Raw genomic sequence first — 19,828 nt, 5'->3', positions numbered from 1 at the left:
CTTTTAGCGGGTACAGTCGTATCCGCTAAAAGTGGAAATACTATAGTAGTCCAGAGAGGGTAAAAATATGGCCATTCGAGATCTTCATAAGATTCAGGGTTTTAGTGAACTACTTTCTGATTTTAATGGCATCGACAAAGACCACGATGGGTCTATCCGGGAGGCGGAGGGAGGAGAGGTTGTTGCCCACTATGATCTCGATGCATCCTCCTCTCTCGAGATGTGGGAGCTCATGTCGCAGGTCAATAAGGCGCGTGAGACGTTCGGGAAAAAGCCGCTTTTTGACCCAAAACGGATTGAACACTTAAAAAGATTCCATCGCCTTGATCCAGCGGGTGAAAATCTCGATGCAAGTTTTGGAGGTATGAAAAGGGAGATTGCCCGTTCCCTTATTGACGATGCCGGATTTTCAGTTGTCAACATTGATCGCTTTCGTGAAATTGTTGATCAAAAGGCGGTCGGTCATGATCGGGAGGAGCTCTATCAATTGGCGCTTCGGGCGGCGCTGGAGCTTCATCAGGGTGGATTGGAGCCGCTCCGTATCACGGTAGTGCTGGAAAAGTTAGTTCAGGGACTGACCCCTCCCCTGGATTCGACATCGCTTACCCTCAGTGGGGCCCCTGCCTCTCTGCGTGGGGCGGGCCTTTCACCCGTGGCGGTTGAAAACACCCTCCTCCGGCTCTCAAATGATCTGAAGGACCAACGAGGGATCGCGTTTGAGGTTGTGCCGGATTTGGTACGAGCCGGACTCTCTGATGAGGAGATGATCCGGGTCCTGACCCTTCTCCTCAAAAATGAGCCGCAGGCGATTGAGGAGTTGAAATTAGCTGCCTCTGTTCTGGTGCGAAGGGGTTTTTCGCGTGATGAAAATAGGGGTCTCCTTCTTTCTGTTTTAGGCCGGGACGGATTCTCGTTGGAGCGGTATTATCGGGCCGTTCCGTTTCTGATCCACCAGCTCGAAAACAGAAAGCGGCGTGAGAAAGGCTATGATTTCAAGGTGGCCAATCCGTTTACGGCAAAAGAACAATGGGTCTTGAGGAGACAGGCCTGGAACCTGACCAATCGCATTTTGAAAAAGTTCGGGAAGGATGCGGATGAGGTACTTTCAGCGGCACCCTGGTTGATGGAGAAAGGACTCCATCCGGACCAGATTGCTCCCCACGCTGAACAGGTTCTTGCCACGAGATCTTCAGAAGCGATGGGGCTCGATTTTTATGGGCTCTCCATGGTGGTCGCGGGTGTGAGGCCGGAGAGGGCCAGATCCGTTGTAGAGGCGTATCGTCGGGCGAATGCCGAGATCAATACGATCGAAAGGATTCCAAGCCTCATGTTTGTGATGAGGCAGGTCGGGTGGAGACCGAAAGAAATCGAGGCCGTTATGACGAGCCTTGAGGGACAGGCGGCCGAGGATCGGGGGAGGGTCTTGAAGGTCTTGCCGGAAACTATTCCTGGATTGAAGGCCGGTGGATTGACCGCACAGGGATCCGCATCCCTTCTGGCCCACCTCATTCGGTTTAGCGGAAGAATGGCCGCAGAGGCCTGTAAGGTCCTTCCCGAGGCGGTTGCCTCCCTCCGATGGGACTTCCCCCCTGAGCAAGAGAGGGTCTCTTTTTTGTCTTATTTGGCGACCCATTCACTCTGGCGGACCTATTTGGCCTATGAAAATCTTCCAGCAATCGTTACTTCTCTCCGTCAGCGTGGTTGGAATACAAGAAAAATTATTGCCTATCTGTCCGGTATTGCGACAAGAGAAGGGCCTCAAACGGGTGACGTTTTTGCTACGATGCTGGTTGATCGTGCTGATTTAATAGAACATCCCTGACGAGCACGCCTGATTTTTCAAACATTCCCCTTGTCATCTTGAAAACGAACGCCGTATAACCCCCTATTATTTAAAAAAAGGAGGCGGGATATGTCAGTTAAGGTGTCGGGTGTGACGGCTCTCTTGTTGGCCTTTCTCATGGCGGTGCCGGTTCATTCGGCGGGGGCTGTGAAGATTGCGACAGTCAGCATCCAGGAGGCGTTGAACAAGGTGGAACAGGGAAAGAAGGCCAAGGAGGATTTAAAGAGAGAGTTTGATGCGAAACAGAAAAAGCTCGATCTTCAGCAGGATGAGCTTAAAAAAATGCAGGATAGTCTTTCCAAACAGAGAATTGTTCTCTCCCCCGAGACCCTCAAGACCAAGGAGGAGGAGTTTAATCAGAAGCTAATCGATTTACAGAAGAATTTTGCCAACTATCGCCAGGAGATTGCGCAGAAGGAGGCCCAGTTGACCGTCTCCATCATAAAAAATCTGAGGGTGTTGTGTGAGGAGATCGGGAAGAAGGAGGGGTATGACCTTATTGTGGAGACCTCTCAGGATGCCGTTCTTTACGCCCAATCGAAGGATGATATAACGACCCGAGTGATTCAGGATTATAACAAGCGTTACAAAGGCCCCTTAAAGATAGAATAGTCTTATTTTATGGTTCAACGGGAGCTCCTTTCCATCCTTGCCTGTCCCCGATGCAAGGGTCGGTTGGAATTTGAGGCGGGGACTGAGAAGCTTGGCTGTCGCAGCTGTCAGTTGAGCTTCCCTGTTCGAGAGGGAATCCCGACACTTCTTCTTGAGGAATCCCAGCAATTGGCGACCGGTTTTGAAGAGACACAGTTATTTCAGGCCTCTGGAGCAGCCGGGCCTGCGATACAATTTCAGGTCGTTGAGGGGAAGAACAAGGGAGAGGTGATTACCCTTGAAAAAGGGTGTTGTCGTGCGTTGGGGAGATCTCTGAACGACACGGAGAAGACACGGGTTTTCAGTTCAAGTCCAAACATCAGTCTTGATGATGTCTCCAAAAAGGTGGTCATGAGTTATGTCAGTACCCAATTTCACAAGGAGAGGGGGGCGGTAGTGGGTGAGGGCGAAAAGTTGGGGGCGTTTGAACGAAAAGGGGATGTAACACTCGCCGATTCCTCGATCTCTCGTCTCCACGCCATGATCTTCTATGATGACCTTGGAGTCGGAATTCTGGATTTGGTGAGTAAAAATGGAACCTTTGTGAATGGCGCTGAGGTCGAGTCACGGCTCCTTCAGAAAGGGGATGTTGTTTTGCTGGGGTCGACCAAACTCAAACTGGAGTAGTTATGGGCACCTCTAAAAACTACCCATCTGCTGTGTTGCCCGCTTCGTCCGCGTCCTCACGTACCACGAAAGTACGCTCCGGTCGCGGCCTTGCGGGCGCCTTGCATTCCTTCGACTTTGCTCAGGAGGGTGAGCTTGTCGAACCGCTGGGCCGTTTTTCGAGGTGCCGAAAATTTGAATTATTAGAGGTTCCCTTATGCAATCAATGACGGGGTACGGTTCCTCACGAGGAGCGGCGGGAGAGGCGGTTTATTCCGTCGAGGTGAAGTCGGTCAATCACCGGTTTTGTGAGGTGTCGATCAGGCTCCCCGGAAAGATTGCCCTTCTGGAGCAGGACATTATCGAGAGGGTGAAACGCCGGTTTCAGAGGGGGAAGATTGATCTTTATATCAAGGAGGAGATCGTCAGTCGTGAGCGGTCGGCTTTTGAGGCGCTCAAGAGATCCTATCGTCTTTTGAAGCGGTTTCAGAAGGAGCTACACCTGAATGGTCCCATTCAGGTTGCGGACCTCGTTGCCTTTTATGGGCAAACCTCTTCCTTTTCATCCGGTGGCGGGGAGGAGACGGCTCGATTGAGGGTCCCTCTTGGCCGGGTTGTTGATGAGGCGTTGGGTCGTCTTCGAAAGATGAGAAAGAGGGAAGGGGAGCATCTCCGAAAATGGTTTTCTGCTAAACTTTTGGTCCTGCGCCGGTCTCTCTCGGCGATCGAGAAAGAGGCCGGCTTCAACCAGCATCGACATCGTATGAAGGTCGCTCAGCGATTAAAAGATATCACCACGTTGCCGGACGAAAAAATTGCGGAGGGGGCGGCAATCGCTGCGAATCGGGCTGATGTGACGGAGGAGATTGTACGTCTTGAAAGTCACCTCGCCCAGTTTCAATCTGCCCTACGATCTTCAGGCGTGAAGGGGAGGCGTCTTGATTTTCTCATGCAGGAGATGGGACGCGAGATCAACACGCTGGGATCGAAAGTGGTCGGGCCAAAGTTGATTCATCGCGTGATCGATTTCAAGACGGAGCTGGAGAGAATTAAAGAACAGGTCCAGAACGTTGAGTAGGGAAAAATCAGGACTCTTTTTTGTTATTTCGGCCCCTTCCGGCACCGGCAAGACGACCCTCGTCCGTAAAATTCTGAATGAGATTCCGAATACCGTTCCTTCCATCTCGGTGACAACCCGTCCGCCCCGACCCGGAGAGAAGGAGGGGGTTGATTATTATTTTGTGAGCCAAGAAAAATTCAAGGAGATGAAGGACCGACGCGAATTTTTCGAGTCAGAGGAGGTCCATGGTTATCTGTATGGAACGCCCCGAGCCGCTTTGGAAAAGGCCCAACAGAACGGGAAGATTATTGTCCTGGATATCGATGTACGCGGGGCACTGACCTTTAAAAAGAACTACCCGGAGAGTTGTCTCGTTTTTTTGAGTCCGCCGTCACAGGCCGTTCTGGAACGGCGGCTTCGGAGTCGTCGGACCGAACCGGAGGCGTCGCTCAAGAGGCGGCTTGAGGCGGCTGCCGTTGAAATGAGAGAGAAAGAAAAGTTTGATTGTGTTATCATCAACGATGATCTGGAGAACGCCTTTCGGGAGACTCAAAAGGTGCTTGAAAAGGCGCTCCGCAAACTATGATCCGTCTGGAAGACATCCTGGATGAGCTCCATTCCTATAACCCCGAAGCGGACCTGGATCTCATCCGCAAGGCGTACGTTTTTTCAGCCAAGGTTCATCAGGGGCAGCTCCGGATGTCAGGTGAGCCGTATCTCATCCACCCGCTTGAGGTAGCCTCGATTCTGGCCAAGATGCGTCTGGACGCCCCGTCGATTGCGACAGGCCTTCTCCACGACACGGTGGAGGATACCTTTGTCACGCTGGACGAAGTCCGACAGCTTTTCGGCAAGACGATCGCCCGCCTTGTGGACGGTGTCACAAAACTCTCCCAGATCAATTTCGTCTCCAAAGAGGAGAAACAGGCCGAGAACTTCAGAAAGATGTTCATGGCGATGGCGGAGGATATTCGTGTTATCCTCGTCAAATTGGCGGACCGATTGCATAACATGAGGACGCTCAATTTTCTTTCCGAGGAGAGACAGATCAAGATCGCCCAGGAAACGCTCGACATTTATGCCCCGATTGCGGCCCGGTTGGGGATCCAGGAGGTCCGTTCCGAGCTTGAAAATTTGAGCCTTCGCTATCTGAAGCCGGATGTCTGGGGGGATTTAAAAGACAGGGTTGATGAGCTGGAGAAGAAGAGCACCTCTTTCATGGGAGAGATTCACGAACTCCTGACAAAGAAAATGCTCGAGTACGGAATTCATGCCGATATCAAGGGGCGCGTCAAGCACCTCTATAGTATTTATCGAAAGATGGAGCAGCAGTCGATTACCTTTGATCAGATGCATGATGTGATTGCGTTCCGTGTTATCGTGGAGACGATCCCCCAGTGTTATGAGACCCTGGGCGTCATTCATTATCTCTGGAGGCCTGTCCCCGGACGTTTCAAGGACTATATCGGGATTCCCAAGATCAACAATTATCAGTCGCTTCATACCACCGTGATTGATGCAAAAGGTCAGAGGATGGAGTTTCAGATTCGTACCAAAGAGATGGACGAGATAGCGGAATGGGGCATCGCCTCTCACTGGAGATACAAGGAGGGAGGAGAAATTGATACGAAGGATGAGGTGAAGTTTCGCTGGATCCGTCGTTTCATGGAGTGGCAGAAGGAGTTGTCCGATCCGGCTGAATACCTGGACACCGTCAAGCTCGATCTCTTTCAGAATGATGTTTATGTTTTTACTCCCAAGGGGGATCTGAAGGAATTCCCTCGTGGCTCGACCCCCGTCGATTTTGCCTACGCGGTCCACACGCATGTCGGGCATCAATGTGTCGGGGCGCGTGTCAACGGACGGATCGTTCCGCTCCGCTACCAGCTCCGAAGTGGTGACACCGTGGAGGTCCTGACGAGTTCCGGCCACAAGCCTTCCAAGGACTGGCTCAAGTTTGTTGGAACCTCACGGGCCAAGGCGAAGATCCGTCAGTTCATTCGTGAAGAGCAGATAGAAAGGGTGAGCGGCTTGGGGCGTGATCTTCTGGAGAGGGAATTTGTGCGGCATGGACTCGAGAGCCCTCCTTTTTTCAAGGGGGTGGCTTTTGAGAAGCTGCTTTGCGAGAAGGGGTACAAGAATCTGGAACATCTTCAGACGATGGTCGGTTATGGCCGGATCACCCCTTTCCAAGTTGTCTCAGCGTTGGTCCCACCCGAAAAACTGGTAACGGCCAAGGAGGGGGAAGAGGATAAGGAATCACGGCTTTTTCAGCTGATCAAAAAAGGTTTTCTCAAGTCAAAGGGGGTCGTTCGTGTGGATGGTCAGGATGACATCCTTGTTTCGCTTGGAAAATGTTGCAATCCGATTCCCGGGGATTCCATTGTCGGCTTTATCACACGTGGACAGGGGGTGAAGGTTCACTCGATCTCCTGTAGCAAGGTCTTGGCGACCGACCCGGCACGACGGATACCGGTCTCCTGGGACTTGAAGGAGAAGGTTCCGATCTCCACCAAGATTCGTGTTGTTTGCGTCGACAAACCGGGATTGTTGGCGGAGATCAGCAAATCGATCTCTGCAGAAGGGGTTAACATCACCCAGGCGACCTGCTACTCGATTGGTGACCAAAAATCGATGAACACCTTTGAGGTTGGTATCCAGGATTTGGGTCACCTTCATCATCTCATGAAGGCGCTCGAGAAGGTCAGAGGTGTCATCTCGGTCGATCGTGTGAGATCCTGATTTTTTTAGCAACCAACCTAAATTTTAATCGATCCTCCGCGTGAAAAATTTGCAGAGGGGGACTCTGCAGAGCAGTTTCCATCAACAAAAGGGGGGAATATGGATATCGGTTACGTTGCCGCCTTGGCGACACCAGGCCTGTGGGCCACTTCAGCCGTATCGCAGGTAACAGCGAGCAGAAGTTTTGGCCAAAGTGCCATTTATCTTGACCGGCTTGCAAAATGGACTCGTTACATCGGCATTGCCTCGGCCGTCGTCGGGTTGGCCGCCAATGTCTGGAAGTACAAGAAGGAGACAGATCCGGAACGGAAGAAGAAGAACGTTATGGTAATCGTGGGAGATGTCGTTACGGTCGCTGCGGCTGGATTGCTCATTTTCATTAACAGAAAAGGTGTGAGTGGTATTAATGAGGCAACTCTTATCACCAGCGGCGTCTTGCTTGCCAGTGGTGTTGGTTTGAAGCTTATTGGAGAGTAAAAATAATCTCTCCTCCTAACAGGATGTTGACAAAGGCCCATCTACTTCGTTCTTTCAAACCCCTTTGTCAACAGACTGCTAAGGTCTTCTGGCCCTCTGTTTTGGGACTCTTCTCCCCATTTTTTGGAGGTGGTTCAAATTTGTCTTAAAAAATAGAGACTTATTGGACGGTTAGCAAACGGCTGTTGGCATGTTCTTTGCTCCTACAAGGAACATGTCCCGTCGACCGATCGTTTTCTTAACAGTCCTTATCGCACTTTTGGTTCTCTCTTATTCCAAAAACCTCTCTGCCGCCGGTTTTTCTCTTGGGTTTACATTCACGCTTCATTCTGGCCAAGAGAAACGGGTTGAGGTATCGCTCCTTCCACTCGGTCGCCAAGGGGTAGAGTACAACTCCGTTGACTGGTTATCGGTCAAAAAGAGATTTCACCAACGGCACTCATTTTCACATGCTAAATTGAGCTGGCTTGCTCAGGCTGCCTTCTGAACAGATCCAGAGCGAATGCAACGCGTACAGGCATAGACCTTCCGAACGGCCCCTTCAATCAGAGCCCGAACCCGCTGAAGATTGGGATAAGAGACCTTTTTGGTCTTGTTGTTGGCATGGCTGACGTTGTTGCCAACGAGCCGCCTTTTGTTGCAGTAATGACAAATCCTTGCCATAGAGGATTGTCCTGCTAGCAAGGATCAAATGAACATGCAACCGGATTTCTTAAAGAAAAAGCTGGGGAGGGAAGGGGAAGAGGAGGCGGTTCAGTTCCTCAAAAACCGGGGTTTTCAGATTAGGGAACGAAATTATCGATGTCGTTTAGGCGAGATCGACTTGATTGCCGAAAAAGAGAAGGCCCTTTATTTTGTAGAGGTCAAGAGTCGTCGCTCTCTTGAAGGGGTCTCACCTTATGAGCTCGTACCGTATCCGAAACAGCTTCATATTTCACGTGTTGCCCAGCAGTATTACGCCTCGAAAAAGATTGTTGACCAAGCCGGTTCCTTTGCCTTGATCATTGTCGATTTTGAAAAAACACCCCCCTTCTGCGAATGGGTCCCGGATCTGTTTCTGTTGCAGTGGGGGTACTAATTTTTCCCCTCACCCGCCCTTCGGCTCCTTCGACGATGCTCAGGACAGGTTCGCTCAGGGCAGGCCAAGGGGAGAGGGCTAAATTCCCCTAGACAACCTTGTGTGACAACCCTATAAATTGGTCCGATGTCGGAGCGAAATCTTGTCCAGATATTTCTAAAAACCGCCGAGTTGTTGAAAAGCAAGCCCTGTTTTCGGTACAAGGAGGGAGAGGTCTGGAAGGCACTTTCCTGGATTGAGGCTGCAGAGCGGGTCATGAAGATTGGCTGTGGTCTTCAGTCGATCGGGGTTAAAAAAGGGGATGCCGTTGCCCTTTATTCCTCCACCCGGGTGGAATGGACCTTATCCGATTTAGGAATCCTCTCCATCGGTGCGATTACGGTCCCGATTTACCAGTCCAACACCGTGGAGCAGGCCGCTTATATTATTAAAGATTCGGAGGCGGGGGTTGTAATTGTCGAAAATCTCGATCTCCTGAAGAAGGTTCGTTCCGAGAACAAAACAGTTTCGGTCTTGCTCATTTCCGGCCAATCGTCAGGAAAATCAGTCGTGACCTGGTCGGAGATCATGATCCAGAGGGGGGATCAGGCCTCCTGGAGAAAAGGGGTTGAGCAGATCAAGTCCACCGATGTGGCCACTTATGTTTATACCTCCGGGACGACCGGTAATCCCAAGGGAGTGATCCTGACCCACAAAAATTTTATGGCTGAGGTAGGGTCTCTGGAAAAGGTTCTCAAGATCGAACAAAATTATGAGAGCCTTCTCTTTTTGCCGCTCGCCCATATTGTGGCTCGTGCCCTCCAGTTCTTCCATCTGAAGGTTGGATTTGTTCAGGCCTATGCGGAAAGCATTGAGAAGCTGGTTGATAATCTGGCCGAGATTCGGCCGCACTTCTTTGTGGCGGTGCCAAGGATTTTCGAAAAGGTCTACGAACGGATTCATGCGCAGGTCAAATCAGGCTCCAAGCTCAAGCAGTGGATCTTCCACTGGGCCACCTCCGTTGGGCGTGACGTGAGTCAGCGTCGTCAGCAGAGAAAGCGACTTCCCCTTCTTTTGCAATTCCAACATAAGCTTGCCTCTCTCCTTGTCTTTAAGAAGCTCAAGGCCCGGTTGGGCGGGAGGGTTCTCTTTACGATTTCAGGAGGAGCACCGCTCTCCCAGGAGATCGGTGAATTTTTCGACGCGGCCGGGATTCTGATCCTCGAAGGGTATGGTCTTACGGAGACAACGGCAGCGATCAACTGCAATCGGCCAGACGGCTTCAAGTTTGGTTTTGTGGGGCCGGTGGTTGAGGGGGTTGAGGAGAAGATCGCCCCCGATGGCGAAATTCTGGTTCGTGGACCGGTGATTTTTCAGGGGTACTACAAAAAACCGGAGGCGACCCGTGAGGTGTTGACACCAGACGGCTGGTTTCACACGGGGGATATTGGTGAATTTGATATGGATGGCTTCCTAAAAATTACCGATCGGAAGAAGGATATCATTGTAACGGCTGGCGGGAAGAATGTAGCACCGCAGAATATTGAGAACATACTCAAAATGGTTCCTTACATCAGTCAGGTCGTTGTTCATGGGGACAAACGGAAGTACCTCTCGGCCCTCGTGACGCTCAATCGTGATCAGGTGGAGAAGTATGCGCATTCCACAGGAATTTCATTTGGCGATTTTAGTGAACTGACCCGGCATCCTAAGATTTACGCCTTGATCCAGAAATCAATTGAAGAGAAGAACAGAAAATTGGCAAGTTTTGAAACGATCAAAAAATTTGCCATTTTGGAGGGAGATTTCAGCCAGGAGTCGGGAGAGTTGACCCCAACGCTCAAGGTGAAGAGAAGGTTTGTGAGTGAGAAGTACAAGGATGTCCTGTCGCAACTTTACAGGGAATAGGGTGGACCTATATGTCGAGTGGGATTGAGGGAACCAAGGGGACCGGTCTGGCGCCAAATATTGCCGGTATGCTTTGTTATATTGCTAGTCCATTCACCAGTCTCGTCTTCATGTTTCTGGAGAAGGAGAACAAGGAGATCCAATTTCATGTTTGGCAGTCCCTTCTTCTGTCGCTCTGCTTTTGGGCCTCCTATTTTTTTCTGGCGATTCTTTCGTGGATGATGGGGTTGGTTGCCGGATTTTTGGGTTGGACGTTCGGCCTCTTGATTCCGTTTCTTGTCCTACTGGCCATGGTCCTCTGGATTATTTCAATGATCAAGGCGTACCAGGGGGAGCGGTGGAAGGTCCCCTATTTGGGCGAGATGGCCGAAAAACAAGCAGGACTGGCCTGACTTTTTAAGGAGGATGTATGACACCAAAGGAATATTTTGAGAAACAGATCCCCCAAAATCTTGAGACGAGGAGGGAGAGCCTCTCTCAAATCAACGCGATCTATCAGTTTGATATTTCGGGAGATCAGGGTGGTTGTTGGACCCTTGATTTGACTGTGCCGGGGGGAACGATTCAGTCAGGGATCTCTGACAAGGCGACGTGTACGATCAAGATCTCCGACGAAAACTTTTTAAAAATGATCTCGGGTCAGCTCAACCCCCAAATGGCCTTTATGACGGGCAAGCTCAAGGTCCAGGGGAATATGGGACAGGCCCTCAAGCTACAAAAAATTTTTTGAAACCTCTCAAGGGCATTACGGTTATCGACATCTCCCGCCTCCTTCCGGGTGGTTTTGCCTCTCTTCTTCTTAAAAGGCTTGGTGCTCGCGTCATCAAGGTGGAACAACCGGATGTGGGTGACTACTACCGTGCCCTGACCGGGGGAAAGGAATTTGTCGATCTGGGGCATTTTCAGGAGCTTCACGAGGGAAAGGAGTTTTTGACACTGAACCTCAAACATCCCTGCGGGAAAAAAATCTTTGAGAAACTGGTCCGGCGTGCGGATGTTCTCATTGAAAATTTTCGACCCGGGATACTCGCAAAACTGGATCTTTCTTATCGGAACCTTCGGCGGTCTCATCGGCGGATCATTCTTTGCTCTATTAGTGGCAGTGGACAAAAGGGGCGGAACAGACGCCTGGCGGGTCATGACCTGAATTATCTTGCCCTTTCAGGGCTTCTCTCTCTGATTCATGATGCGAAGGGAAAGCCGGTGATCCCCGATTTTCAGATCACCGATCTGGTGGCTGGTTATCGGGCGGTCTCAAGCATTCTAGCCGCCTTGCTGGGGCGCCAGCGGACAGGCCGCGGGGAATGGTTGGACATTTCTCTGGAAGAATCGGGAAAAGAGATGGCGTGTCTGTACCGGGCAACCGGTTGTTCTTCTGAGGGGGTTATTAACCCCCTAAAAAAACTCCCCCATTATCGTGTGTATAAAACCAAAGATCAGCGGCATATCGCCTTTGCCCCCCTGGAGCCCAAATTTATCAGAAATTTTTCGGGTGCCATTGGTCAGGGAGTCAACAGAGTGAGGCAGAGACATGGAACGGGGCTTGCCAAAATTTTTAGTTCCCGGCGAATGAATGAGTGGGAGCGTTTGGAGAGAAAATTTGATTTTTGCCTCTCACCTGTTTTTGATGTTGGAGAGGCGTGCGGGGTTTCCAGGAGAAAGAAACTTCCCACTATGGGGAGGGACAACGTTAAAATTCTTAGATCACTTGGTTTTGGAACAAGGCAGATCAGGCATTGGAAGGCATCAGGTGTTTTGTGAAAATAGCACTGGCCCAGATCAACACGAGGATTGGCGATTTTCAGGCCACGGTTAAGAAGGTTGTCTCTTTCGTCCATCGTGCGAAAGAAAAAAAAGTTGATCTGATCGCCTTTCCGGAGATGACAACGACCGGTTATCCGCCACGTGATCTTCTGGAGAGGCCGTCGTTCATCGAAAAAAATCTCCAGGCGTTGGATCTCATAGCCTCCTCAGCCACCGGGATTGCTGTCGTTGTCGGGTATCTGGAGAGGAACCGGGGAGGGAGTGGAAAATCTCTCTTTAATGCGGCGGCCCTCCTGGAGGGGGGGCAGATTCGTGGACACTACTTCAAGAATCTTCTGCCGAGCTATGATGTCTTTGACGAGACCCGCTATTTTGAACCGGGGACCGAAACCGGTCTCTGGTCTTGGCATCAAAAGATAGGGATCTCCATTTGTGAAGACTACTGGAGCGACGAGCGGCTTTGGCAGAGGCGTCTTTATTCCAAAGACCCTTTGGAAGAACAGGCCAAATCCGGCGCGGATTTTTTTTTAAATCTCTCCTGCTCCCCTTATTCCGTAGGGAAGGAGAAGATGAGGGAGGAGCTTCTTCGTGCCCATGCGGTCCGACACCGCCTCCCCCTCTTTTTTGTAAATCTTGTCGGCGGAAATGATGAGCTTGTTTTTGATGGGAGATCCCTTGCCATCAGTGCGCAAGGGGAGGTGATCGCCAGCGGGAAGGCGTTTCAGGAGGACCTGGTGATTGTCGATATGCAAAATCCCCCCAATGGGGGCGAGGGGGAATTGGAGGCGATGGAAGATTTGGAATCGCTCTTTCATGCCCTCCTGTTAGGAATCAGGGATTATGCCAAAAAATGTGGTTTCAAAAAGGTGGCGCTGGGGATTTCCGGAGGGATTGATTCGGCGCTCACAGCAACGCTAGCGGCAAAGGCGTTGGGGCCAAAGAATGTCCTCGGTGTTGTCATGCCGTCTCCTTATACCGGTCATGAGAGCCTTGAGGATGCAAAAAAACTGATCAAAAATCTGGGGATTTCATCACAACTGATTTCCATTAACTCGGTTTACCGCTCCTATCGTCAACTGTTCCGGCGTGTGGACAAATCTCCCGATCTTGCGGATGAAAACCTTCAGGCACGGATTCGCGGTAATCTCCTCATGACCCTTTCCAATCGTCATGGTTACCTGGTCTTGACGACGGGTAACAAATCAGAGTTGGCGGTCGGTTATTGTACCCTCTACGGTGATATGAGTGGCGGACTGGCCGCACTTTCCGATCTTCCAAAGCAGATGGTCTATCAGCTCTCTCGTTGGATCAACAGAAGGCAGGAGGTTATCCCTGAGAGAATTTTTGCCAAGGCCCCGACAGCCGAGCTTAGGCCAAATCAGACCGATCAGGATACCCTCCCTCCTTATGAGGTTTTGGATTCGATTTTGAAGGCTTATGTTGAAGAACAGAAGTCAGAGGATGAAATCGTCGCGCTTGGTTTCCCAAAAATGACAGTTCGTTGGGTTATCCGTCGTGTCGACCAGAATGAATACAAGCGGCGCCAGGCAGCGCCTGGCATTCGAGTGACCTCAAAGGCGTTCGGAATGGGACGGAGGCACCCGATGGCGAGGAAGGTTTGACTTCGAAGAGGTGCTACCTTATTCTCTGGACATGACGATGAAGATTGTGACCAAGCGAAAGGGTCGTGAAAACCCGATTGAAGATGCGCGGATCTTGCAGAAAACACTGAATCAGATTCGTGGTGATGCCCTTGTTCCAAGAGGAGTCTATCGATTCAAAACATTTGAGGAAGCGGACGAATGGATGACCAAAATGATCGCAAGAACTCACGTGCGCCGAAGCTTGAAGACCTTGTAGATCTTTGCCGATACCTAAACGAGCGTGGGGCAAAATACGCCGTTATTGGCGGATTTGCCGTTATCCTGCACGGTGCTGCTCGCACCACAAAAGATATCGATCTGCTCGTTGATCCTTCGACAGAAAATATAAAAAAAATCAAAGAGGCGATGGGTCATTTACCAGATAATGCCGCACATGAGATTGAGGATGATGATGTCCAACGATACACAGTGGTTAGGATTGGAGACGAGTACGTAGTTGATTTGTTAGCTTCTGCATGCGGGGTCACTTTTGACGAGGCAAAACGGTCCCTTCAATGGGTAGAGCTTGATGGTGTGAGGATTCCCGTTGTTGGAAAACAGACATTGATCAGAACTAAAAACACGATCCGTCCGTCGGACAAAATGGATATCAACTACCTCCTCAGGATCATTGAAGAAGAGAATCGTGAGAAATCGAAAAAGTAGGGGCCCGATCGCGAGGAAGGTTTGATTTGGAGTGACGGGTCCCTTATCCTACCGTTCATGAAAATGAAGGTTGTTACCAGATGCAGAGGTGAGGAGCCGATCATTGAAGGGGCGCGTCGACTCCTTAAGTCGTTAAACGAGCAGAATGTGAATTATCTGCTGCAGATTATCGAAGAGAAAAAGCGGGAGAGATCCAAAAAATGGAGCTCCCTTCCGCAAGACGGCAGGGTTTTCTGGCGGAGGCGGATAACAATGAACTGCTTCAGTAGATCATCGCTGTTCCTCTCCAGCTGTTACAGGAAGGAGTCAGGGGCTAACAGGATGCTGACAAAGGCCCATCGGCCACGTCCGGCCTTCGAATTTTAAATTCTTGTTTTTTATTTTTCCCCTGCTAGAAACAGGCCGACATGCCTCATCGACGGGTGATCCGTACTTTGCCTCTTCTCCTCTTGCTGGCCCGATTTTCCTGGGCTGATATCGGCGCTTCGGTCGAAAATTTCAAACCATCGATCGGGCCGGGCTCCTACTTTTCGGTTCTCTCATCGCGCGGGCTTGGACAGTGGCAGTTTCACGGCGGGGTCGGGATCAACTATGCCCATCAGCCGCTCCTTCGAGGGGTGACCAATGTCCCGATGGTCGACAATCTCTGGATGACGGACATCGGCGTTGCGGCTGGTTTGACCGATTGGCTGGAGTTTAGTGTTGTCCTGCCGGTCGTCCTCTTTAATGATGCAACGAGCCTCACCCGTCTGACCGCCGACAGTAACAACGTCACACGAACGACGAGTCGCGGTCTGGGGGATCTTCGCATTCAGATGAAATTCCGATTGGTGGACCTCAAGGATTATGATGTCGGTTTTGCGATTGTGCCGATCCTTTCGATCCCGACAGGGAATGAGGATCAATTTGCGGCGGATGGAACCTTCTCGGGAGGCGGTCTGCTTGTTCTGGATGGTGAGTTTCTTGACAGGGCTGAGATGTCGTTCAATCTGGGACTGATGGCCCGGAGTGGATTTATTTTCCCGGGTACCGTGACCGAGAGGGACGATTACATCCCGATCGGAGTCGGGTTGAAGATCAAGACCGTTGACTGGATTGATCTCATCGGCGAGCTCAATAGCTCCTTTCTCTTGAAGAGACCGTATGATCGTGAATCGGAGTCGCCGCTCGAAGGAGGGGGTGGCATCCGTTTCAGGATTCCACCTTTGCCAGGGCTCGCCCTTTCAGCCGGAGTCACTGCGGGTGTCATTAACAGCTATGGCAGTCCGTTCTATCGAATCATTGGGGGAGTTGCCTATACCCAAGGTCAGACAAGAAAAAAGAAGGTCGCCCAAAAAAAGGAACCGAAAGTGGAGGCGACACCTCCGCCCCCCCCACCTCCCCCTGCGGAATCGTCCCTCGTTGAGATCGGCGAGAAGGAGATTGAGATCAAGAAGAAGATCCACTTTGAACATGGGAAGGAGTCGATTCGCGAGGTCTCACAGGATATCCTCGATGCGATTATTGAGACCTTGAAGAACCATCCTGAAATCCTTAAGGTAGAAATCGGTGGGCATACAGACAACAAGGGAGATGAGACTTACAACCTTAAACTGTCGGGGAAGCGTGCTGAGGCGGTGAAGCGCTTTCTCGTTGACCATGGTGTTCAAGAGGGTCGTCTGACCGCCAAAGGGTATGGTGAATCTGAACCGAGAGATACCAATGATACGGAAGAGGGAAGGGCCCGGAACCGTCGCGTCGAGTTCAAGATCCTTGAACGTCAATCCCTCACCGGGACGAGCCCCAGTTCCGCTCCCTCCAAGCCGGCCGTCCCATAACATAGCAGAGATTCCAATCCGGTTTATCCCTGGTGTGGGGCCGAGGATTGCGGAGCTCTTTCTCCAAAAGGGGATCCAGACGGCAGAGGATCTCCTCTATTTTTTCCCCTACAAATATCTGGATCGGAGTAGGCTCGAATCGATACGAAACCTCAAAGTGGGGCAGGCGTCCGTTGTCGGGCGCGTCCTGTCGTCGGGGCTTCTGTTCTTTGGCCGAAGCAAGAGGAGGCTCTTTGAGGTTCTTCTGGGGGACGAGACGGGGGCGGTCTCCCTCAAATGGTTTCATTTTTATCCCCAACAGATGAAGGGGCGGTTTCAAAAGGGACAAGCGCTACTCGTCTCCGGTGAGGTGACCCTTTATCGCGGCGAACCTCAATTTGTGCATCCCCAGGTGGAGTTGCTGGAGGCGGATCTTCTAGACGAGGTGGCTGCGCCAGGGATTATCCCGACCTATTCACAAATTTCCGGATTGGGACAAAAAACAGTTCGTAAAGTGATCCGAAACTGTTTCGAACGGGCCTCCTTTTCAGATCCACTCCCGGAAGAACTAAGGACAAGGCGTCGGCTTGTTCCCAAGAAGGAGGCACTCTATGGGATTCATTTTCCAGCGCCGGATTCCTCTGTGGAGGAGTTGAACAATGGCCGTTCCGCCGGGCATTACCGCGAAATTTTTGAGGAGTTTTTCCTGATGGAACTGGGACTCGCCCTGAAGAGACGTCAGGCGAGAGGCGAGCCGGGGATCCCCTTTACCATCGAAGAGACAAGACGGGCGGATTGGCAAGGCCAGCTGCCGTTCGATCTCACAAAGGCGCAGAGACAGGCCCTCAATGAAATTTACTCTGATATGGGGAGGGGTGCCCCGATGAACCGGCTTCTGCAGGGGGATGTCGGCAGCGGCAAAACGATCGTCTCCCTCCTGGCCGCGGTGGCGGCGATTGAAAACGGTTATCAGGTTGCCTTGATGGCCCCAACCGAAATCTTGGCCGAACAGCACTGCCGGACCGCCCAGAAAATTCTCGCCCCGTTCAAGATTCCGGCTGGTCTCTTGCTCGGATCGCAGACCGCCTTGGAGAAGGAACGGAATCGCTCCCGCATCCGGCGTGGCCTCTTTTCACTCGTTATCGGGACTCATGCCCTGATTTCAGACGGGGTGCAGTTTGCAAAGTTGGGTCTCGTGATTATTGATGAGCAACACCGCTTTGGTGTGTTGCAACGAATGGCGCTCCGTCAGAAGGGGGAGGAGGGATCGCTTGTTCCGGATGTGCTTGTGATGACCGCAACACCGATCCCCCGCACGCTTGCGATGACCGTTTATGGGGATCTTGATCTCTCCATTATTGATGAGATGCCGCCGGGACGACAGCCGACGAGAACCCAGATTATTGAGTCACGAAACCGCGGGATGCTCTACGGTATAATTCGTGAGGCCCTGGAGCGGAAGGAGCAGGGGTATGTCGTCTATCCCCTCATTGAAGAGAGCGAGAAACTGGCACTCAAGGACGCGACGCAGATGTGTGAGGAGTTGAAGAAGATCCTTCCGGAACACCGTATTGCGCTCCTTCATGGACGGATTGTGGCCGATGAGAAGGAGACTATTTTCAGGAAGTTTCGTGCCGGAGAGGTCGATCTTCTCGTCTCCACGACCGTCATTGAAGTCGGTGTCGATGTCCCCAACGCAACACTCATGGTGATCGAACATGCCGATCGGTTCGGGCTATCGCAGCTTCATCAGTTGCGGGGCAGGATTGGGAGGGGGGTGAAGGCCGGGAGCTGTCTCCTGGTGAGCGACTACCGCAAGACAGAGAATGCCTACCGCCGTCTTGAGGTGATGTGCGCGACGAATGACGGTTTCCGGATCGCCGAGGAGGATTTAAAGATCCGTGGGGCGGGGGATTTTCTGGGGACGCGCCAATCAGGGCTGCCGGATCTTCGTGTGGCCAATCTGCTTCGGGACTATCCGATTTTAAAAGTCGCCCGCGAAGAGGCGTTTCAGTTAATCGACAACGACCCGGGGCTTCTGTCGCATTCCCTGCTTAAGCAGGAACTCCTTCGACGATGGAAGGAGAGACTCGCCCTGTCCGATGTTGGATGAAAAGAGGGCGACTCCACCGGCAAGCATAAGGGACTGTTGAAAAATGCCATCTGCTGCGTTCCCCTCGTCGCCGGCTCCTCGACGTACCCTCAAGTACGCCTGCGTCGCGGCTCCTCGGGGTGTCTTGCAGCTGGGCATTTTTGAACAGTCCACAAAAGCCATTTTTCAACACACCCCATAACCCTGTCAAATGGGTTGTCAGAAGAATTGATTCCTGCTACGTCCGGCTGCATGTCGGGGGAGAAGAAGGATCTATCCGATCGGCGTCCTTATAAAAAGGCGACCCATCTTATTCACGGCAAGTTTCACTCCAAGAAGTGGGAGTATCGCCATCATGTCATTCCACCCTTGACGGCCTCGACGGCGTTCCGGCTTGACACCTCACAGCGGGGGGCCAAGGGCTTTTTTGAATTTGCCTGTGATCAGACACCGCAGAAGAGGCATCTGCCGATCTACATCTATGACCGCCTTGATGAACCGACCCGCGGGATGCTCGAGGAGAATCTTGCCTTTGCCGAGGGGGCGGAAATGGCGGTGGCGTTTGCCTCCGGAATGGCGGCGGTGGCGGCCGCCTGTTTGGTGAATTTGAAGGCGGGGGATGAGATCCTTGCCAACGATATTCTGTATGGATGCACTTACAGTCTTTTTACGAATTGGTTTCCAAGATTGGGGATCAAGGTCCGGTTTGTCGATCTGACAAGCGAGGGGTACGAATCAGCAATCAACGACAAGACGCGCGTGATCTATTTTGAGAGTCCTCTCAATCCGAATCTTCGTCTTGTTGATATTCGTGCGCTCCACAAGGTGGCCGATCGGGCCAATCAAAAGAGGGAGAAGGATCATAAAATCGTTCTTATTATCGATAACACCTTTGCAACCCCTTTCTGTCAGAGACCGCTCTCCCTGGGGGTTGATCTTGTGGCCCATAGCCTCACAAAGGATATCGGCGGATTCGGGACCGACATGGGAGGGGCGGTTGTCGGCTCGGAGGAGCATGAAAATGCGTTGCTCCTTTTTCGAAAGGATTTCGGCGGTGTGCTTTCTCCCAAAAATGCCTGGCCGATTTTGGTCTACGGACTCTCCACCCTGGAGCTTCGGATGAAACAGCAACAGGAGGTGGCGATGAAGGTCGCCTCCTTCCTCAAAGATCATTCCAAGGTCAGGTCCGTATTCTATCCAGGCCTTTCCGATTTTCCGCAGGCCGATCTGGCCCGCTCCCAGATGACTGACTTTCACGGGAACTTTGCCCCCGGCAGCATGATCTATTTTGTGCTGAAGGGAAAGGATGACCATGCGGCAGAGCGATTCATCGACAAGATCGCCAGGGATGCTGAAAACCCGTTTTCGATGACCCACTCCGGTTTGCCGGAGGAGGAGAAGAGGCGCCGTGGTGTTGATTCAAACGGGATTCGCCTCTCCGTCGGTCTGGAGGATCCCGATGATATTATCATGGATCTAGAGCGTGCGTTGGAAGTGGTTTAGAAAACCTCTAAAAACTGCCC

20 protein-coding genes are annotated in these 19,828 nt (G+C 51.7%); 19 read left to right on the top strand and 1 reads right to left on the bottom strand.

The genetic code is table 11. From position 1 onward, the window contains the following. Nucleotides 1-67: 67 nt before the first annotated feature. From HYT77_09190 to HYT77_09160, 7 genes are all read left to right on the top strand, one after another. A complete protein-coding gene (locus tag HYT77_09190; protein ID MBI2068170.1) occupies nucleotides 68-1,822 on the top strand; it encodes a hypothetical protein in 1,755 nt (584 codons plus the stop codon). A 90-nt stretch (nucleotides 1,823-1,912) separates the two neighbouring features. Beyond that, nucleotides 1,913-2,455, top strand: coding sequence for an OmpH family outer membrane protein (locus HYT77_09185; protein MBI2068169.1), 543 nt, complete (start codon nucleotides 1,913-1,915; stop codon nucleotides 2,453-2,455). A 9-nt stretch (nucleotides 2,456-2,464) separates the two neighbouring features. After that, entirely contained in the window at nucleotides 2,465-3,121 is a 657-nt protein-coding gene (locus HYT77_09180) for an FHA domain-containing protein (GenBank protein ID MBI2068168.1), read from the top strand. Nucleotides 3,122-3,317: 196 nt separating this feature from the next. Beyond that, on the top strand, nucleotides 3,318-4,178 hold the full coding sequence (locus tag HYT77_09175) for a YicC family protein (protein ID MBI2068167.1): 861 nt from the start codon (nucleotides 3,318-3,320) through the stop codon (nucleotides 4,176-4,178). Next, complete coding sequence (gene gmk / locus HYT77_09170; protein ID MBI2068166.1) at nucleotides 4,171-4,746, top strand: guanylate kinase; 576 nt, start codon at nucleotides 4,171-4,173, stop codon at nucleotides 4,744-4,746. The genes HYT77_09175 and gmk overlap by 8 nt, the downstream gene beginning before the upstream one ends. Next, a complete protein-coding gene (locus HYT77_09165) occupies nucleotides 4,743-6,902 on the top strand; it encodes a bifunctional (p)ppGpp synthetase/guanosine-3',5'-bis(diphosphate) 3'-pyrophosphohydrolase (protein ID MBI2068165.1) in 2,160 nt (719 codons plus the stop codon). Before gmk ends, HYT77_09165 begins: the two co-directional genes overlap by 4 nt. 99 nt (nucleotides 6,903-7,001) lie before the next feature. Continuing rightward, nucleotides 7,002-7,379, top strand: a complete 378-nt coding sequence (locus tag HYT77_09160) for a hypothetical protein (protein MBI2068164.1) — start codon at nucleotides 7,002-7,004, stop codon at nucleotides 7,377-7,379. A 471-nt stretch (nucleotides 7,380-7,850) separates the two neighbouring features. Here HYT77_09160 and HYT77_09155 read toward each other — a convergent pair whose 3' ends face one another. After that, nucleotides 7,851-8,042 (bottom strand): 50S ribosomal protein L28, encoded by a 192-nt coding sequence (locus tag HYT77_09155; protein ID MBI2068163.1) that lies wholly within the window; start codon nucleotides 8,040-8,042, stop codon nucleotides 7,851-7,853. Nucleotides 8,043-8,076: 34 nt separating this feature from the next. On the opposite strand from HYT77_09155, the gene HYT77_09150 reads away from it, so the two are divergent. The 12 genes from HYT77_09150 to HYT77_09095 all read left to right on the top strand — a co-directional run bounded on the left by HYT77_09150 (nucleotide 8,077) and on the right by HYT77_09095 (nucleotide 19,808). Beyond that, complete coding sequence (locus tag HYT77_09150) at nucleotides 8,077-8,457, top strand: YraN family protein (GenBank protein ID MBI2068162.1); 381 nt, start codon at nucleotides 8,077-8,079, stop codon at nucleotides 8,455-8,457. Between the two features lie 126 nt (nucleotides 8,458-8,583). Next, nucleotides 8,584-10,344, top strand: coding sequence for a long-chain fatty acid--CoA ligase (locus HYT77_09145; protein ID MBI2068161.1), 1,761 nt, complete (start codon nucleotides 8,584-8,586; stop codon nucleotides 10,342-10,344). 11 nt (nucleotides 10,345-10,355) lie between these two features. Beyond that, nucleotides 10,356-10,736 carry a DUF4870 domain-containing protein gene (locus HYT77_09140; GenBank protein ID MBI2068160.1) on the top strand — a complete coding sequence of 127 codons (381 nt, stop codon included), beginning with the start codon at nucleotides 10,356-10,358 and terminating at the stop codon, nucleotides 10,734-10,736. Nucleotides 10,737-10,753: 17 nt separating this feature from the next. Further along, the gene (locus tag HYT77_09135) at nucleotides 10,754-11,074 is read left to right on the top strand and encodes an SCP2 sterol-binding domain-containing protein (GenBank protein ID MBI2068159.1); all 321 of its coding nucleotides are present in this window, start codon (nucleotides 10,754-10,756) and stop codon (nucleotides 11,072-11,074) included. Then, entirely contained in the window at nucleotides 11,071-12,105 is a 1,035-nt protein-coding gene (locus HYT77_09130; protein ID MBI2068158.1) for a CoA transferase, read from the top strand. The genes HYT77_09135 and HYT77_09130 overlap by 4 nt, the downstream gene beginning before the upstream one ends. Further along, complete coding sequence (locus HYT77_09125) at nucleotides 12,102-13,730, top strand: NAD+ synthase (protein ID MBI2068157.1); 1,629 nt, start codon at nucleotides 12,102-12,104, stop codon at nucleotides 13,728-13,730. Before HYT77_09130 ends, HYT77_09125 begins: the two co-directional genes overlap by 4 nt. Nucleotides 13,731-13,761: 31 nt before the next feature. Further along, on the top strand, nucleotides 13,762-13,968 hold the full coding sequence (locus tag HYT77_09120) for a hypothetical protein (GenBank protein ID MBI2068156.1): 207 nt from the start codon (nucleotides 13,762-13,764) through the stop codon (nucleotides 13,966-13,968). Further along, nucleotides 13,911-14,417 carry a nucleotidyltransferase gene (locus tag HYT77_09115; protein ID MBI2068155.1) on the top strand — a complete coding sequence of 169 codons (507 nt, stop codon included), beginning with the start codon at nucleotides 13,911-13,913 and terminating at the stop codon, nucleotides 14,415-14,417. Before HYT77_09120 ends, HYT77_09115 begins: the two co-directional genes overlap by 58 nt. Nucleotides 14,418-14,474: 57 nt before the next feature. Further along, on the top strand, nucleotides 14,475-14,783 hold the full coding sequence (locus HYT77_09110; GenBank protein ID MBI2068154.1) for a hypothetical protein: 309 nt from the start codon (nucleotides 14,475-14,477) through the stop codon (nucleotides 14,781-14,783). Nucleotides 14,784-14,824: 41 nt separating this feature from the next. After that, nucleotides 14,825-16,234 (top strand): OmpA family protein, encoded by a 1,410-nt coding sequence (locus tag HYT77_09105; protein ID MBI2068153.1) that lies wholly within the window; start codon nucleotides 14,825-14,827, stop codon nucleotides 16,232-16,234. Continuing rightward, nucleotides 16,119-18,326 carry an ATP-dependent DNA helicase RecG gene (recG, locus tag HYT77_09100; protein ID MBI2068152.1) on the top strand — a complete coding sequence of 736 codons (2,208 nt, stop codon included), beginning with the start codon at nucleotides 16,119-16,121 and terminating at the stop codon, nucleotides 18,324-18,326. The genes HYT77_09105 and recG overlap by 116 nt, the downstream gene beginning before the upstream one ends. A 231-nt stretch (nucleotides 18,327-18,557) precedes the next feature. Next, on the top strand, nucleotides 18,558-19,808 hold the full coding sequence (locus tag HYT77_09095; protein MBI2068151.1) for an aminotransferase class I/II-fold pyridoxal phosphate-dependent enzyme: 1,251 nt from the start codon (nucleotides 18,558-18,560) through the stop codon (nucleotides 19,806-19,808). The last annotated feature ends 20 nt before the right edge of the window (nucleotides 19,809-19,828 follow it).

Source organism: Deltaproteobacteria bacterium, assembly GCA_016180855.1.
GTDB lineage: Bacteria > UBA10199 > UBA10199 > JACPAL01 > JACPAL01 > JACPAL01.
This window is presented reverse-complemented; position numbering and strand designations above follow the sequence as displayed.

What these genes read in the sequence shown, in the direction of transcription:
- recG (MBI2068152.1), top strand. Translation starts at nt 16,119, where the DNA reads ATGATACGGAAGAGGGAAGGGCCCGGAACCGTCGCGTCGAGTTCAAGA.
- HYT77_09160 (MBI2068164.1), top strand. Translation starts at nt 7,002, where the DNA reads ATGGATATCGGTTACGTTGCCGCCTTGGCGACACCAGGCCTGTGGGCC.
- HYT77_09175 (MBI2068167.1), top strand. Translation starts at nt 3,318, where the DNA reads ATGCAATCAATGACGGGGTACGGTTCCTCACGAGGAGCGGCGGGAGAG.
- HYT77_09095 (MBI2068151.1), top strand. Translation starts at nt 18,558, where the DNA reads ATGTCGGGGGAGAAGAAGGATCTATCCGATCGGCGTCCTTATAAAAAG.
- HYT77_09190 (MBI2068170.1), top strand. Translation starts at nt 68, where the DNA reads ATGGCCATTCGAGATCTTCATAAGATTCAGGGTTTTAGTGAACTACTT.
- HYT77_09140 (MBI2068160.1), top strand. Translation starts at nt 10,356, where the DNA reads ATGTCGAGTGGGATTGAGGGAACCAAGGGGACCGGTCTGGCGCCAAAT.
- HYT77_09155 (MBI2068163.1), bottom strand. Translation starts at nt 8,042, where the DNA reads ATGGCAAGGATTTGTCATTACTGCAACAAAAGGCGGCTCGTTGGCAAC.
- HYT77_09115 (MBI2068155.1), top strand. Translation starts at nt 13,911, where the DNA reads ATGGATGACCAAAATGATCGCAAGAACTCACGTGCGCCGAAGCTTGAA.
- HYT77_09180 (MBI2068168.1), top strand. Translation starts at nt 2,465, where the DNA reads ATGGTTCAACGGGAGCTCCTTTCCATCCTTGCCTGTCCCCGATGCAAG.
- HYT77_09120 (MBI2068156.1), top strand. Translation starts at nt 13,762, where the DNA reads ATGACGATGAAGATTGTGACCAAGCGAAAGGGTCGTGAAAACCCGATT.
- HYT77_09105 (MBI2068153.1), top strand. Translation starts at nt 14,825, where the DNA reads ATGCCTCATCGACGGGTGATCCGTACTTTGCCTCTTCTCCTCTTGCTG.
- HYT77_09135 (MBI2068159.1), top strand. Translation starts at nt 10,754, where the DNA reads ATGACACCAAAGGAATATTTTGAGAAACAGATCCCCCAAAATCTTGAG.
- HYT77_09110 (MBI2068154.1), top strand. Translation starts at nt 14,475, where the DNA reads ATGAAAATGAAGGTTGTTACCAGATGCAGAGGTGAGGAGCCGATCATT.
- HYT77_09165 (MBI2068165.1), top strand. Translation starts at nt 4,743, where the DNA reads ATGATCCGTCTGGAAGACATCCTGGATGAGCTCCATTCCTATAACCCC.
- HYT77_09145 (MBI2068161.1), top strand. Translation starts at nt 8,584, where the DNA reads ATGTCGGAGCGAAATCTTGTCCAGATATTTCTAAAAACCGCCGAGTTG.
- HYT77_09150 (MBI2068162.1), top strand. Translation starts at nt 8,077, where the DNA reads ATGCAACCGGATTTCTTAAAGAAAAAGCTGGGGAGGGAAGGGGAAGAG.
- HYT77_09185 (MBI2068169.1), top strand. Translation starts at nt 1,913, where the DNA reads ATGTCAGTTAAGGTGTCGGGTGTGACGGCTCTCTTGTTGGCCTTTCTC.